A 15,571-nucleotide genomic window follows, 5' to 3' on the forward strand; every position below is an offset into this window, starting at 1 on the left:
GGTTTTTGAGGAAACCGGTTTTTCAACACCTTAATGTAGTCCGTTCACCACACTATAGAACGAATGATCCCTCTCATGCTTGACCTGACGGGCCGGAGGGTGCTCATATTCGGCGGGGGCGACGTCGGTGCCCGGAAGGCTGCATTCTTTGAGCATGAGGCGGTGGTGACCGTGATCAGCCGTTCGTTCTCGCCGGACCTCGACGGTCTTGCGGTCCGGCGGCAGAAGGCCGATCTCTCGGCTCTTTCGGATGAGGCGCTCCGGGGCTTTCTTTCGGGTGCGTTCCTCGCGGTAGCTGCGACGCCGGATCCGGATCTCAACGACCGTATAGGGAGGCTGTGCGCCGAGGCCGGCGTCCTCTTCAACAACGCCGCAGGCGTTCCCGGCAATGCCATCATCCCTTCGGTCGTCCGGGGCAGCCGTTTTCTCGTCGCGATCAGCACCCGCGGAAAGAGTCCCGCCGTATCGCGGTACCTCCGCACGAGGCTCGAAGCGGATTACGCAGACCTCGATACGATGATCGAACTGCAGGAGGAGATCCGCTCGATGCTCCGGGAGACCGAACCGGTGCAGGCAGAGCGGTCCCGCATCCTCTGGGAGATCCTCCGAGACGACGAGATCCGGACAGCGCTCGCCACCGACTACGGCCGGGCACGCGCACTGGCGATCGAGAGGTACCTCCATGCCTGAACCGTTCACCATCCCCCTCGCGCTCGCGGGGATCAGCCACCATACTGCCGACATCGCCACGCTCGAGACGTTCCGGTTTCCCGACGAAGCGGCGTTTCTCCGCGAGGCGCGGGAACGGTTTCGTGGCGCGCTCCTGCTCCAGACCTGCAACCGCATCGAGGTTCTGGTGCAGGGCGACGCACGGAGCCTCGAAGGGTTCCTGCAGGAGAAAGGCAGGCACGGCTTTACGGTCATCGAGGGCGAGGCCGTGCCCCGCCATCTCCTGGAACTGGCCGCAGGGATCGACTCGCTGATCGTCGGGGAAGACCAGATCCTCGGGCAGCTCAAGCAGGCGCTCGCGGCTGCGGAGGAGGCGGGAGCCTGCTGCAGCGCCATCGGCCTCTGCATCAAGAAGGCAGTGCACGCGGGAGTCCGTGTCCGGCGCCAGACGCAGATCAACCGGGGAGCGGTCTCGGTCGGCTCCGCGGCCGTGACGCTCGCGGAGAACCTCCTCGGCACCCTGCGCGACCGGCACATCCTGGTCGTCGGGAGCGGGGAGATGGGCGTTCTGGTGGCGCAGGCGCTCGCCGCCAGGGATCTCACGGCAATCTACGTCGCCAACAGGACTTACGAGCGCGCGGTGATGCTTGCGGATAAGATCGGGGGCCGCGCGGTCAACTTCAAGGACCTCTACCGCTACATCGCGCTCTCCGACGTCGTCATCTCCTGCACCGCCGCACCGCACCCGGTCATCCGAACGGAGGATATCCGGGCGGTGATGGAGGAGCGGCTCTGGCCGCTCGATACCCACCCCCGCCACCTGATCCTCATCGACATCGCCCAGCCCCGCGATGTCGAGGAAGGGGTGCGGTCGATCGAGGGCGTGCACCTCTTCACCATCGACGACCTGAGAACCGTCAACGACGCAGCCATGGAGTCGCGGAGGAGCGAGGCGGATCGCGCACGGGGGATCATCGACGAGGAGGCCGACCACTTCGTCCGGCTCCTCCGTCGGGCGGCGGCCGACGAGACGCTCGCCCTCCTCTACACCTGGGCGGAGTCGATCCGGGCGCGTGAACGCGACAGGGCGCTCGCACGCCTGGGGGAGAGGGACGACCGCACGGCGGAGGTCATTGACGACCTGACGCATGCGCTCACCAATAAAATCCTCTCGGATGTGACGACGGCAATCCGTGCGTGTGCGGAGTGCGGCGATATAACAACGGCAGAAGCCCTGATGAGGGCGATTACCCGGGGAGAACCATGTTTCCAGAACGAAGAATGAGACGGATGCGGCGGCGGATCGTCCAGCCGCTCCTCCGCGAAACCGAACTGCGAAAGACCGACCTCACTGCGCCGATCTTCGTGGACGAATCGATCGATGCGCCGATTCCAATCGCCTCGATGCCGGGGCAGTTCCGCCACCCGACGGACGACGTCGCCGACTATTGCGAGCGCCTCCGGGCTGCCGGCATCCGGGCGGTGCTCCTCTTCGGGGTTCCGGCCGCAAAGGACGGCGAGGCGACCGGCGCCTACGCGGCGGACGGCGTCGTCCAGCGTGCCGTCCGCAATATCAAGGAGCGGTTGCCGGAGATCGTCGTCATCACCGACGTCTGCGCCTGCGAGTACACCGACCACGGCCACTGCGGGATCGTCGGGGAGACTGCCGACGGCCCCGACCTCTTGAACGACCCCTCGCTCGAACTGATGGCACGGATAGCTGTCTCCCATGCGGAGAGCGGCGCCGATATCGTCGCGCCGTCGTGCATGCTCGACGGGATGGTTCGCGCGATCCGGCAGGCTCTCGACGCCGCCGGATACCAGGACGTCCTGATCATGTCCTACTCCTCGAAGTTCGCGAGCGCTCTCTACGGGCCGTTCCGCGACGCGGCGGACTCGGGGTTCAGTTTCGGCGACCGGACGACCTATCAGGTCTGCCCGGGCAACGCACGGGAGGCGGTGATGGAGTCGGAGCTCGACGCGGCCGAAGGGGCGGATATCCTGATGGTCAAGCCTGCCGGCGCCTACCTCGACATCCTCGCGGCCGTCACGGGGTTCGGACTGCCGGTCGCGGCCTACCAGGTCAGCGGTGAGTACGCGATGATCAAGGCCGCCGCCGAGCGCGGGTGGCTGGACGAGCGGGCGGTCGCCATCGAGACCCTCACGGCCATCAAGCGTGCCGGGGCCGACCTGATCATCACCTACTTTGCAGAAGACGCGGCGAGGTGGCTCGATGAAGAGCAGTGACCTTTTCGCCCGCGCGAAAGTCCTGATGCCGGGCGGGGTCAGCAGCCCTGTCCGGGCAATCAAACCCTACCCGTTCTACGTGGAGCGCGCTGCAGGGTCGCACCTTGCGACCGTCGACGGAGCCGACCTCATCGACTGCTGCCTCGGCTACGGCCCCCTCATCCTCGGCCACGCGCACCCCGCGATCCGGGAGGCGATCGAGCGCCAGCTCGAGAAGGGGTGGCTCTACGGCACGCCGACGCCGCTCGAACTCGACCTTGCGGGAATCATCACCAGCGATCATCCCGCGGTCGATATGGTGCGGTTCGTCTCGTCGGGCTCCGAAGCGACGATGGCCGCGATCCGGCTCGCCCGCGGCTACACGGGGAAGCAGGACATTATCAAGGTCGAAGGCGGGTTCCACGGCGCCCATGATGCGGTCCTGGTGAAGGCCGGGTCGGGGGCGACCACGCTTGGGGTGCCCGACTCCGCGGGCGTCCTCGCGAGCCTCACGGCGCACACCCGGCAGGTCCCCTACAACGATACGGAGGCGCTGGAAGCCCTCCTCGCCGGAAACGACGACGTCGCCGCGTTCATCCTCGAGCCAATCATGGGGAACGTCGGCCCGGTCCTCCCCGACGACGGCTACCTCGCCGACGTCCGGGAGATCACCGCCGCCCACGACGTCCTCCTCATCCTCGACGAGGTGATCACCGGCTACCGGATCGGGATCGGCGGCGCGGAAGTTCTCTACGGGATAAAGCCGGATCTCGCCACGTTCGGCAAGATCATCGGCGGCGGCCTCCCCATCGGGGCGTTCGGGGGACGGCGCGAGATCATGGAACTGGTCGCCCCCGCAGGCCCGGTCTACCAGGCCGGAACCTTCAGCGGCAACCCGGCGAGCCTTGCGGCAGGGTACGCGGCGCTTCGCCACCTGCACGAGCACCCGGAGATCTACCGGCGGCTCGACGATGCCACGCGGGCGATCGGGGAAGTCGCTGCGGATGCGGGCAGGGGAACATTCGTCAGGATAGGCTCGCTCTTCAAGCACTTCTTCCGCAGCGAGCCGCCGCGAGACTACCGCGAGGTCAAGGAGTGCGACACGGTGGCGTTCTCGCGGTTCTGGCGAGGGATGCTCGAGGCCGGGATCTTCCTCCCGCCGTCGCAGTTCGAGACGAACTTCCTCTCGGCCGCGCACACGGAACAGGATATCGAACAGATAGCGGACGCATACGGATCATGTCTCTTCGGATAGGCACACGGGGAAGCGCTCTCGCGCTTGCACAGACGAACAAGGTTGTCGGCATCCTCGCCGACCGGGGTATCGAGGCGGAGGTCGTCACGATCGCGACCGAGGGCGACACCGCGACCGGCGTCCCGCTCCACGCCATCGGGGGGCAGGGGGTCTTCGTCCGGGCGCTCGACGACGCCATCCTCCGCGGCGAGATCGACGCCGCGGTGCACAGCATGAAGGACATCCCCGCGGCCCGCCCGGCGGGGCTCACCTGCTCTGCGGTGCTCGAGCGGGACTCGCCGGCGGATTTCCTGGTGCACGAGTGCCCCCTCGATGCGGTCTCTGTCATCGGGTCGTCGAGCACCCGGCGGCGCGCCCAGCTCCTTCGCGACGCCCCGTCGCTTGAGGTGAAACAGCTTCGCGGGAACGTCGACACCCGGATACGGAAACTCCGCGAGGGGCAGTACGACGCCATCGTGCTCGCGGAGGCGGGCCTCGAACGCCTCGGGCTCACGCTGCCGGGAGAAGCCCTCCCCACCGACCGGTTCGTCCCGTCCCCGAACCAGGGGACCATCGCGGTCGTCTGCCGGGACGACCCGGCCGTCGCCGGCGCCTTCGCGCCGCTCGACCACGCGCCGACCCGCCTCGACGTCGAGATCGAGCGTGCCGTCATGGAGGAGGTCGGCGGCGGGTGCTTCACCCCGCAGGGGATCTACTGCCGGAACGGGAGCCTGATCGCCGAGGTGCTCGCGCTCGACGGCTCCCGGTGGGAGCGGATCGAGCGGCACGTCGCGACCGTCGGCGAAGCCCGGGAGTGGGGGCGGGCGCTGCGTGTCCAGGCGGCCGCCCTGATTCGTGAGGCTCATGCGGCACTGGGGATAAAACCATGACAGGAAAAGCGTATCTCGTGGGGTCCGGCCCGGGCGGGCTCGGCCTCATGACGATGAAGGCCCGCGAGGTGATCGACGGAGCGGACGTGATCCTCTACGACCAACTCCCGGGCGAGGAGATCCTTGCAACCCTCCCGCGGGACGCCGAGCTCGTCGACTGCGGGAAGTACGGCGGGAACCACACCCTTGAACAGGACGAGATCGAGGCGCTGATGGTCGAGCGGGTCAGGGCAGGGAAGACGGTCGTGCGCCTGAAAGGCGGCGACCCCTTCCTCTTCGGACGCGGTGGGGAGGAGGTCGAGACCCTCCGGGAGCACGGTATCAGGGTCGAGGTGGTGCCGGGGGTGACGAGCGCCATCGCCGTCCCGGAGATGGTCGGCATCCCGGTCACCCATCGGCGATATGCGTCGCAGGCGACCTTCATCACCGGCCACGAAGACCCCACGAAACCCGAGTCCGCCCTCGACTGGGAGGTCCTCGCCCGGCTGAAGGGGACCCTCGTCATCCTGATGGGCGTAAAGAACCTCCCCGCCATCGCGGCGGCCCTCACCGCGAACGGCAAAGACCCCGCAACCCCGGTCGCGATCATCGAGCGGGGGCTCCGGCCCGACCAGCGCGTGACGGTCGGGACGCTTGCGGATATCGCCGATAAAGCCCGCGCCGCCGGCGTCCGGCCCCCGGCGGTGATCGTGATAGGGGGGGTTGTGGAGTTGTATGAGGGGTTTGAGAGGTGAAACGGATTCCATATCCTCCTCTTTTTTGCACAGTTTGAACGCTCAGTGAACAATGGATTTTTGCGCACCATCGCCACTTGTAAATGCTTCGTGTTCTCTTCTGCTTCTGCCCTTCGGCCAGTCGCCAGTCCAAGACCTTCGGTCTTCTCCAGCGATGTCCCCACGGGACATCGCCTATCGCCACGCACTGCCCCCGCCCCGCAGGAAGGGGGAGGAGCGCGAAGCGCGGGTGGGGTGGGGTGACGAGAAGTACAGATCTTTGAGAGTTGAGACAGGGGAGGGGGCATGCCCCCTCCCCGTCAGCCCCTCCCCCAAGGCGATACTCCCACGGTCCAGTGCATGGGGCTCTCTCTGAGTCCAACAGTTCTGTGTTAGGGGGTCGTAATTACACTGCCGGAGCTCATGTTATCGGAGACCATACTATTCCCGTTAAACTCCAGTACCTGCTCCATTACCATGGACAAAAAACCCGCCCCCACCCTGCAGGAAAAAATCTTCCTCCCCCTGCACCACACCCCCGCAACCGGAATACTCTTTTCTCCCCACGCGTTTATTCTCCTACGAGGATTACCATGCGGAGTGAGACGGTAAAGACTGGCTACCAGCGTGCTCCGAACCGGGCGCTGCTCAGGTCGCTCGGCGTCACCGACCGTGAGATGGCTCAGCCCTTCATCGGGATAGCGAACGCATACAACAACATCGTCCCCGGCCACCTCCACCTCCGGTCGATCTCGCAGAAGGTGCAGGAGGGCGTCGCGGCCGCGGGCGGCGTGCCGTTCGAGTTCGGCACCATCGCCATCTGCGACGGGATCGCGATGGGGCACGAAGGGATGCGCTACTCCCTTCCCTCGCGGGAGAACATCGCCGACGCCGTCGAACTGATGGTCGAGGCGCACCGGTTCGACGGTCTGGTCTGCGTCGGCACCTGCGACAAGATCGTCCCCGGCATGCTGATGGCGGCGGTGCGGTGCAACATCCCGGCGATCGTCGTCACCGGCGGCCCGATGCTCCCCGGCTACGCGGCGGGCCGCGAACTCTCCCTCATCGACGTCTTCGAGGGCGTGGGCCGCGTCGCCGCCGGCACGATGAGCGAGGAGGAACTCGGTGAACTCGAATGCGCCGCGATGCCCGGGTGCGGGAGCTGCCAGGGGCTCTACACCGCGAACACCATGGCCTGCGTGACCGAGGCGCTGGGCCTCTCCCTGCCCGGGTGCGCGGCCATTCCCGCGGTCGACGCCGCAAAACTCCGCATAGCCCGGGAGAGCGGGGAGCGGGCGGTCGGCCTTGTCCGGGAAGGTGTCCACCCCCGCGAGATCGTCACCCCGACAAGCCTCGCGAATGCAATAAGGGTCGATATGGCGCTCGGCGGGTCGTCGAACACCGTGCTCCACCTGATGGCCATCGCCCGCGAGGCGGGGGTTCCCCTCGATCTCGAGACCTTCAACGCCGTCGCCGAGGCGACCCCGCACATCTGCCACATGCAGCCCGGAGGACCGCACTCGATGCTCGCCCTCCACCGGGCCGGAGGAATACCTGCGATCTTAAAGATGCTCGAGCGCTACCTCGACGACGCCCCGACGGTCTCGGGCCGATCGATCCTTGAGATCGCGGGAGACGCCCGGGTTGCCGACCCGGAGATCATCAAGACGACCGACGCCCCGGTCAGCCCCGCCGGCGGCCTGAAGATCGTGAGAGGATCGCTCGCCCCCGACGGCGCCGTCGTCAAGTGCGCCGCCGTCCCGGAGGCGATGTGGCGGCACCGGGGGCCGGCACGGGTCTTCGACGGTGAAGACGCCGCGATGGAGGCGATCCTCCACCGCGAGATCGCGGAAGGCGACGTCATTGTGATCCGTTACGAAGGACCGCGGGGAGGGCCCGGGATGCCCGAGATGCTCTCGCCGACCTCGGCACTGATGGGCCTCGGCTACGCCCGGGTCGCCCTGGTGACGGACGGCCGCTTCTCGGGCGGCACCCGCGGCCCCTGCATCGGGCACATCGCGCCCGAGGCCGCGGTCGGCGGGCCGATCGCCCTCGTCGAGGACGGCGACGAGATCGCGATCGACCTCTACGCGAAAAGCCTCGACCTCGCCGTAGAGAGAGCGACCCTCGAGGAGCGGCGGAAGGCCTGGAAACCCCCGGAAAAACGGCTTACCGGCGTGCTCGCCCGCTACGCGCAGACCGTGGAGCAGGCGAACCTCGGCGCCGTCCAGAGGTAACCCCTTTTTTCGGCCGTTACGGTCTGCATTGAGAGACCCGCTCCCGGTACATCGCCACGGGGGAGCGCATACTCCCTGCCGTGGATCGCCGCTCGGTCGAGCGATCGGGAACTAAACAAATCGAGATGGTTAACCAGACCTGTCCTGACCCTGGTGCATTCCGCCTTCATCATCCCGGATCCGGGCATCGGCGTCCTCGAGCGCCCGTGCGCTTCCGGCCTCATTCCTGGTCAGAATGGCGTTTGTTCCCTGGTTCCGGCATTCGTCTGCCTGCCGTGAACTCAAGGTATATATGTTTTTAAATTCTCGGGCGTAACTTCCTCCCCGGGCGTACCTGTTCGACACGGTCGCCCATTACCATCTTACGGAGTATACGGATGATCGATAAATTCCTTGAAGGTAACAAGCGCTTCCAGGAGGAAGACTTTTCAAAAGATCCGGAGCATTACGGGCCGCTGGCGTCAGGCCAGAGCCCGGTGATCCTCTGGATCGGGTGCTCGGACTCACGAGTGGATCCCGAACGTATCACGGGTTCCAAGGCCGGCGAGATCTTCGTGCAGCGGAACATCGGCAACATCGTCCCGGTTCACGACTGGAACTTCGCGACCGTGCTCGAATACGCGCTCAATCACCTCAAAGTCGGGGATATCGTCATCTGCGGGCACTCGGACTGCGGTGCCATAAAGGGGCTCGACGTCGAGAGCAGCGATGCATATATCCCGCTCTGGCTCAACAACGCCAAAGAGGCGAAACGCCGCGTTGAGTCCCGGATGCAGGTGCCGCAAACCCCGGAGGAAGAGAATATCCGGCGGAGGCTCATCGAGATCGAGAACGTCGGCCTGCAACTCGAGCACCTCCGCACCTATCCGCCGGTCATGGCTGCTGAAAAAGAGGGGCGGGTTCGGCTCCACGGCCTGTACTTCGACCTTGCGACCGGAGAGTTGAAGAAGATATTCTAAGACTCTTCAAGCGCATAATCAATCTCTTCTTTTATCAGGTCGAGCGAGACCCTCCCGATCGACGTAAGCCTGCCGTTGACCAGGATGATCGGGATGGGGGGGTGGCGCTCCTCAATGAGCGTTCGGACGTGGTCGGGCATCTCGTCGTCGAGCAGGATCGTCTTCACCTCGACCGTATCGCCGTATCGGTCGAGAAGTTCGTCGCGCAGGGCGCTGATGGCGTCCATCAGGTTATTCGAGGGGTAACAGGTCTCGAGTCCGCAGGATCTCGTCTCGTCACAGGGAAACGGGCCGCATTCGGACTCCATGAACCCGACAATCTCAACAGTCACTTCTGCCATGCATCATCGGTGGGGAACGGATGCTATATTATCTTTCGTTTCGGGACGCGAGGAGCGCGGAGAGCGCCTCCCTGACGCCTTCTTCAACCCCGCCGATCGTTTCCACGTCCCTCGCCCGGTCGAGGTCGCCGATCAGCACCGGGTCGGCGGGGCGGATGCCCAGGTTCTCCATGAACATCCCCACAACTCTCGTTACGCAGACAAACGGCTCGCTCCCCCGCCGTCCTGCGACGGCGACGAGCAGACCCCGGGCATGCAGTTCCTTCCCCAGGATCTTCTCCCGGGCGTGGAGCCACTGGCAGCGATCCATCATCGCTTTGAGGGGCGCCGGGACGGTGCCGGTGTAGACCGGGGTGCAGACGACGATTACGGAAGCGGCCTCGAGCGCCCGGATGATCGGGGGCATGTCGTCCTCGACCGGGCAGTAACCCTGGTCGTAGCAGACGTAGCAGCCGATGCACGGACGGATGTCCATCTCCTGCAGGTAGAAGATCCGGGACGTGAGGCCTGACTGTGCGGCCTCGTCGTCGCACCAGGACGCAACTTTCGCGGAGTTCCCGAACCGGCGCGGGCTCCCCTGCAGGATGACGACCTCGGCCGTCCCGGTGCCCGGGAGGGGGCGGGTGAAGGGCCGTGGCCGGGTGTAGAGGCGTGGGCGGGACGCCACGTCGTGCGCGAGCCGGGCGAAGACGATCTCCGCCGCCATCCGGGTGTCGAAGAGGCTGCCCTGGCGTCCGCTCTCGTAGGTGTTGATCGCGTAGGTGTAGACCGTCTCGGTGCCGCGGAGAACCTCGACGGTATACCGGAGCATGCCCGGATAGATCTTCCCCAGGTCGTCGCGGACGAGCCTGAGCGTGAACGTCCCTTCCGGTGTCTCGATGGTCCGGATCTTCTCCGCCGCGCTCTCGCTCATTACGTGTCACCTCACGCCCGGCCGCCTTCAATATTTCGGGTCGATGAAGCCCCGCCGTTCCGGGTTTCCTGCCGGGGTGCGGGGGTGGGCGTTCGATCCGTCATTACCGTTAATAAGGAATCTGATCCACATGGTATGGTAATTCATGAAGGCGGTTCTGGGTCTTGAAGACGGAACATTTGTTGTAGGGGATGGTTTTGGCGTTGAGGGGACATGTTCCGGCGAACTCGTCTTCACGACGCAGATGACCGGTTACATGGAGGCATTGACTGATCCCAGTTATGCCGGACAACTTTTGATGTTTACGTATCCCCTCATCGGGAACTATGGTGTAGACCAGCAGAATTTTGAGAGCCCGAAGGTTCACGCGCAGGGCTGCGTTGCGCGCGAGATCGCACGCGTGCCCGCGGCACGACCCTCGGTTGCAGAATATTTTGAAGAGAACGGCCTTCTCGGGATATCGGGCGTCGATACCCGAAGCCTGACGATAAAGACCCGGATGGTCGGCACGCTCAGGGCATCGCTCATCGTCGGCAGCGATGACGGGGACGAGGCGGTCATGCGCGCCCGGGCAGCGCCCCCGATCAGTGACGTCGACCTCATCGGGAGCGTCTCCTCTCCCAAGCCCTACCGGATCGCCGGTTCCGGAAAGCGTATCGCCGTCATCGATCTCGGGGTGAAGCGGCACATTCTCGAGAGCCTCGGCCACCGGGGCGCAGATATCCACGTCTTCCCGCACACCGCCACACCGGACGAGGTGATGGCGGCAGAGCCCGACGCACTCTTCATCACCAACGGCCCCGGCGACCCGAGGAGGGCGACGCACGCCATCCGGTGCGTCCGCGACCTCGCCGGCGAGGTGCCGGTCATCGGGATCTGCATGGGCATTCAGGTCGCCGCGCTCGCGCTCGGCGCCGAGACCTACAAGATGAAGTTCGGACACCGGGGGACGAACCAACCGGTCCGCTACAAGGACGGGAGCATCTACATCACCACGCAGAACCACGGGTTCGCGGTGGACGAAGAGACCCTGCCCGAGGGATGCGCGGTCTCGTACCGGAACGTGAACGACGGCTCGGTCGAGGGGTTCGAGAACCGCGATCTTGCCATCACCTGCGTCCAGTTCCACCCGGAGGCGCACGGCGGCCCCCGGGACACGGAGATGCACTTCTTTGACCGCATATACAGGGAGATTCCATAATGCCGAAGAAATCTCATATCAAGAAAGTTCTCATCATCGGTTCCGGCCCAATCCAGATCGGGCAGGCGGCCGAGTTCGACTTCTCGGGGTCGCAGGCCTGCCGCGCGCTCCGGGAGGAGGGCGTCGAGGTCGTCCTCGTCAACTCGAACCCCGCGACGATCCAGACCGATCCCGATACGGCGGACGTCATCTACATCGAGCCGTTGAAGGCCGAACTCATCGCGAAGATCATCGCAAAAGAGAAGCCTGACGGGATCCTGAGCGGCATGGGCGGCCAGACCGGCCTCAACATGACCGCGGAACTCGCGGAGATGGGTGCGCTCGAGGGCGTCGAGATCCTCGGGACACCGCTCGAGGCGATCTACCGGGGCGAAGACCGGGAGCAGTTCCGCGACCTGATGAACGCCATCGGCGAGCCCGTCCCCCGGAGCATGATCCTCGAGCACATGAACCAGATCGACGAGGCGATCCGCGAGGTCGGCCTTCCGGCGATCATCCGGCCGGCCTATACTCTCGGCGGCTCCGGCGGCGGCGTGGCGCACACGCTTGAAGAGATGCGGCGGATATGCGAGCTCGGGCTCGCCCGCTCCCGGATCCACCAGGTGCTCGTGGAAGAGAGCGTCGCCGGGTGGAAGGAGATCGAGTTCGAGGTGATGCGCGACGCGTCCGATACCTGCATCATCGTCTGCGGCATGGAGAACGTCGACCCGATGGGCATCCACACCGGCGAGAGCGTCGTCGTCGCGCCGATCCTCACCCTGCGGGATGACGAGTTCCAGACGCTCCGGACAGCTGCGATAAAGATCATCCGGGCGCTCGACGTCCAGGGCGGATGCAATATCCAGTTCGCCTACAAAGACGGCGATTACCGGATCATCGAGGTGAACCCCCGGGTCTCGCGGTCGTCCGCGCTCGCCTCCAAAGCGACCGGCTACCCGATCGCCCGGGTCGCGGCGAAGATCGCGATCGGGCTTCGGCTCGACGAGATCATGAACACCGTGACCGGCGTCACCCCGGCATCCTTCGAGCCTGCCATCGACTACGTGGTGGTGAAGGTGCCGCGGTGGCCGTTCGACAAGTTCAAGTCGGCGGATCGGACGCTCACGACGGCGATGAAGAGCACGGGTGAAGTGATGGCAATCGGGCGGACGGTCGAGGAGGCGTTCAAGAAGGCGCTCCGATCGCTCGACAACGATATGCAGCGGCACACGAGCCCGAGCGAGATCCGGATGATCCTGACGTCCCCGACGGACGAGCGGTTCGGGTGCCTCTTCGATGCCTTCCGCGTGGGGTTCACGGTCGGTGAGGTTGCCGAACTCACGGCGATCACGCCGTTCTTCCTCGAGAAGATCAAGAACATCGTCGATCTCGAGCGGAAACTCGAGACCGACTTCGAACCGGAGGATGTCAGGGTCGCCCGGCGCCACGGTTTCTCGGACGAAGACCTCCTGGCGCTGACGGAGAAGACCGCCGCCGAGATCGAGGCGCTCGGAGGAACCCCGACCTACAAGATGGTGGACACCTGCGCCGCCGAGTTCCCGGCGACGACGCCCTACTTCTATTCCACCTGGGAGGAGGGATGCGAGCTCGTCCGGGGCGACGCGAAGAAGGTGCTGATCCTCGGTTCCGGGCCGATCCGGATCGGCCAGGGGATCGAGTTCGACTACTGCACCGTCCACGCGGTGATGGCGCTTCGCGAAGAAGAGGGGATCGAGGTTCATATCGTCAACAACAACCCCGAGACGGTCTCGACCGACGCCGACACCTCCGACCGGCTCTTCTTCGAGCCGATGCAGCTTGAGGACGTCATGAACATCCTCAAGAAGGATGATTACTACGGCGTCATGGTTCAGTTCGGCGGCCAGAACTCGGTGAACCTGGCCGTACCGCTGGAAGCGGAGATCAAACGTCTCGATCTCCCGACGAAGATCCTCGGTACGTCGCCCGACGCCATGGACGTGGCGGAAGACCGCGACCGGTTCAGCCGGCTTCTCACCCGGCTCGGTATCCCGAGCCCGGCGAACAGTTCCGCCTACTCGGAGGAGGAGGCGCGGAGGATGGCCGGCGAGATCGGCTACCCGGTGCTGGTCCGGCCGTCCTACGTCCTCGGCGGCCGGGCGATGGAACTCGTCCACGACGAGGCCGAACTCGAGAGTTACATCAAGGAGGCCGTCCGGGTGAGCCGGAAGCACCCGGTGCTGATCGACTCCTTCCTCCAGAACGCCGTCGAGATCGATGTCGACGCGGTCTCTGACGGGACGGACGTCCTGATCGGCGGCATCATGGAGCACATCGAGTGGGCGGGCGTCCACTCCGGCGACTCGGCCTGCGTCATACCGCCGCAGTCCCTCACGCCCTCGGTGATCGCGCGGGTGCGGGACTACACGAAGAAGATCGCTCTCGGCCTTGGGGTCGTCGGCCTGATCAACATCCAGTATGCCGTCAGGAATGACGTGCTCTACGTCCTGGAGGCGAACCCGCGTGCGAGCCGGACGGTGCCGTTCGTCGCGAAGGCGACGGGCATCGCGCTCGCGAAGATCGCGGCGAAGGTGATGGTGGGGCGGAAACTCGCCGATATGGGTATCACCGAGCCCGAGATCGAGCACGTCGCGGTCAAAGAGGTGCTCCTGCCCTTCAACAAACTCCCCGGCGTCGACACCGTCCTCGGGCCGGAGATGAAGAGCACCGGCGAGGTGATGGGGATCGATTACGACTTCGGCCGCGCCTACTACAAGGCGAGCACTGCTGCAGACAACACCCTGCCGACAAGCGGAAACGTCTTCATCTCGGTGACGGACGAGCAGAAGGAGGAACTCCTGCCGGTCGCCCGCAAACTCCGGGAACTCGGCCTCTCCCTCTACGGGACGAGCGGGACGGTCGACTTCCTCACCCAGAACGGCGTCGAGGCGAACCTTGTGCGGAAGGTTCAGGAAGGCTCCCCGAACGTCATCGACGCGATGCGTTCCGGCAGCATCCGGCTGATCATCAACACCCCGGCGGACAAGGCGTCCCGGCAGGACCACATCCAGATCATGCGGGCCGCCGTCGATTACGGCATACCCTACATCACCACCCTCCAGGCGGCGCGGGCGGCGGCAATGGCGATCGACGCCATCCAGCGCGAGGAGATCACCCTCGAGCCGCTCGGGCACTACCACGGGCTGATGTAATGCGCCTCTCGCGCACTCTTTTTTTCTACCGGGTTTTGCGCGCGATTACTCTATTCCTGATAGTGCTGCCTGATTCTATTGCTGTCCCATCTTGCGAGATTTTTCGCAGATTTTCCTGTAATTTCGCCGTTGGCCCAATATGTATATCTGCGTTGTGAACGGCCTCTTGCCGAGAGCACGGGGAGCCTCTGAAGAAGAACCGTGGACGGCTTCCCACTGGCTTCGCACCTTCGGTGCTCTAGCTCCGGTTCTCGAAGACCTCCGGCCTTCTCGAACTCCTGTCCTAAGGACAGTCGTTCTCCGAACCATCGCCTATCGCCATGACTGCCCCCGCCCCGAGGTGTGGGGTGCGACGGGCCATAGGGCCGGAGCATGAGCACCGAAGAACGATGTTCCATCAGGAACGGAGTTCGAGCACCGCAGGTGCGAAGGTGCGAGTGAGGAGCGCGAAGCGCGGGCGGGGTGGGGGTTAGCAGTGTCCTCGAACCAGGTAGAGACAGGGGAGGGGGGCTGCACCCCCCTCCCCGTCAGCCCCTCCCCCAGTGGCGATATCCCCTGGAAATCCGTGCATCAGGATAAACGATGATCCAGTAAGGACAGTGCCCTAAAAAAACCCTTTGACGAGACTCTCAGCCAGGAATGCCCTAGAATACCCCAAATAGCCCCCGTGCAGCAACTCCTCCTCAAACCACCACCCCGGCCCTCGCCGTGGCACCCCAAAACCACACCTCGCCCGGAACTCCCCGGCTTAAAACCGGGAAAAAAAGATATCGTTACTCCGCAACGAACTCTTTGAGCCGCGCGAAAAGGTATTCCTGCACCTCTTCGACGACCTCTCGTTTGCCGCGGAACGCGATCAGTTCTCTCGCATCCCCGTCCATGTTCGCGAACGACATCTTCTGCTGCCGCCGCACCACCTCAACATCGTACTTCTCGACGACGTCGTAGATCATCTTCCGGGGTACGCCCGGGGGAACGAGCATATCGTAGAGTTCTTCTTCAGTCATTGGACACCAAT

Annotated in this window: 13 protein-coding genes; 10 read left to right on the top strand and 3 right to left on the bottom strand. The window is 64.9% G+C overall.

The window, feature by feature from the left end:
- The first annotated feature begins 75 nt into the window (after window positions 1–75).
- The 8 genes from MCUHO_RS07115 to MCUHO_RS07150 all read left to right on the top strand — a co-directional run bounded on the left by MCUHO_RS07115 (window position 76) and on the right by MCUHO_RS07150 (window position 8,928).
- The gene (locus MCUHO_RS07115) at window positions 76–690 is read left to right on the top strand and encodes a precorrin-2 dehydrogenase/sirohydrochlorin ferrochelatase family protein (protein WP_235808196.1); all 615 of its coding nucleotides are present in this window, start codon (window positions 76–78) and stop codon (window positions 688–690) included.
- Window positions 683–1,954, top strand: coding sequence for a glutamyl-tRNA reductase (hemA, locus tag MCUHO_RS07120; protein ID WP_067075812.1), 1,272 nt, complete (start codon window positions 683–685; stop codon window positions 1,952–1,954). Before MCUHO_RS07115 ends, hemA begins: the two co-directional genes overlap by 8 nt.
- Window positions 1,933–2,916, top strand: a complete 984-nt coding sequence (gene hemB, locus MCUHO_RS07125; RefSeq protein ID WP_067075815.1) for a porphobilinogen synthase — start codon at window positions 1,933–1,935, stop codon at window positions 2,914–2,916. Before hemA ends, hemB begins: the two co-directional genes overlap by 22 nt.
- On the top strand, window positions 2,903–4,150 hold the full coding sequence (gene hemL, locus MCUHO_RS07130; RefSeq protein WP_067075818.1) for a glutamate-1-semialdehyde 2,1-aminomutase: 1,248 nt from the start codon (window positions 2,903–2,905) through the stop codon (window positions 4,148–4,150). Before hemB ends, hemL begins: the two co-directional genes overlap by 14 nt.
- Window positions 4,135–5,019, top strand: a complete 885-nt coding sequence (gene hemC / locus MCUHO_RS07135; RefSeq protein ID WP_067075821.1) for a hydroxymethylbilane synthase — start codon at window positions 4,135–4,137, stop codon at window positions 5,017–5,019. Before hemL ends, hemC begins: the two co-directional genes overlap by 16 nt.
- Complete coding sequence (gene cobA / locus MCUHO_RS07140) at window positions 5,016–5,753, top strand: uroporphyrinogen-III C-methyltransferase (protein WP_067075825.1); 738 nt, start codon at window positions 5,016–5,018, stop codon at window positions 5,751–5,753. Before hemC ends, cobA begins: the two co-directional genes overlap by 4 nt.
- A 572-nt stretch (window positions 5,754–6,325) precedes the next feature.
- Window positions 6,326–7,969: a dihydroxy-acid dehydratase gene (gene ilvD / locus MCUHO_RS07145; protein ID WP_067075828.1), complete on the top strand. Its 1,644-nt coding sequence runs from the start codon at window positions 6,326–6,328 to the stop codon at window positions 7,967–7,969.
- Window positions 7,970–8,346: 377 nt separating this feature from the next.
- The gene (locus tag MCUHO_RS07150) at window positions 8,347–8,928 is read left to right on the top strand and encodes a carbonic anhydrase (protein ID WP_067075831.1); all 582 of its coding nucleotides are present in this window, start codon (window positions 8,347–8,349) and stop codon (window positions 8,926–8,928) included.
- On the opposite strand, the gene MCUHO_RS07155 is transcribed toward MCUHO_RS07150, so the two are convergent.
- Window positions 8,925–9,269, bottom strand: coding sequence for a hypothetical protein (locus MCUHO_RS07155; RefSeq protein ID WP_067075834.1), 345 nt, complete (start codon window positions 9,267–9,269; stop codon window positions 8,925–8,927). The two genes, MCUHO_RS07150 and MCUHO_RS07155, sit on opposite strands and share 4 nt — an antisense overlap.
- Window positions 9,270–9,297: 28 nt before the next feature.
- Complete coding sequence (locus MCUHO_RS07160; protein ID WP_067075837.1) at window positions 9,298–10,182, bottom strand: flavodoxin family protein; 885 nt, start codon at window positions 10,180–10,182, stop codon at window positions 9,298–9,300.
- A 145-nt stretch (window positions 10,183–10,327) separates the two neighbouring features.
- On the opposite strand from MCUHO_RS07160, the gene carA reads away from it, so the two are divergent.
- Both carA and carB read left to right on the top strand, forming a co-directional pair.
- Window positions 10,328–11,383, top strand: a complete 1,056-nt coding sequence (gene carA, locus MCUHO_RS07165) for a glutamine-hydrolyzing carbamoyl-phosphate synthase small subunit (RefSeq protein WP_067075839.1) — start codon at window positions 10,328–10,330, stop codon at window positions 11,381–11,383.
- The gene (carB, locus tag MCUHO_RS07170) at window positions 11,383–14,553 is read left to right on the top strand and encodes a carbamoyl-phosphate synthase large subunit (RefSeq protein WP_067075842.1); all 3,171 of its coding nucleotides are present in this window, start codon (window positions 11,383–11,385) and stop codon (window positions 14,551–14,553) included. Before carA ends, carB begins: the two co-directional genes overlap by 1 nt.
- Window positions 14,554–15,326: 773 nt before the next feature.
- Here the strand turns inward: carB and MCUHO_RS07175 are convergent.
- Entirely contained in the window at window positions 15,327–15,560 is a 234-nt protein-coding gene (locus MCUHO_RS07175) for a hypothetical protein (protein WP_067075844.1), read from the bottom strand.
- Between the last annotated feature and the right edge of the window lie 11 nt (window positions 15,561–15,571).

Source organism: Methanoculleus horonobensis (assembly GCF_001602375.1).
Taxonomy (GTDB): Archaea; Halobacteriota; Methanomicrobia; order Methanomicrobiales; family Methanoculleaceae; genus Methanoculleus; species Methanoculleus horonobensis.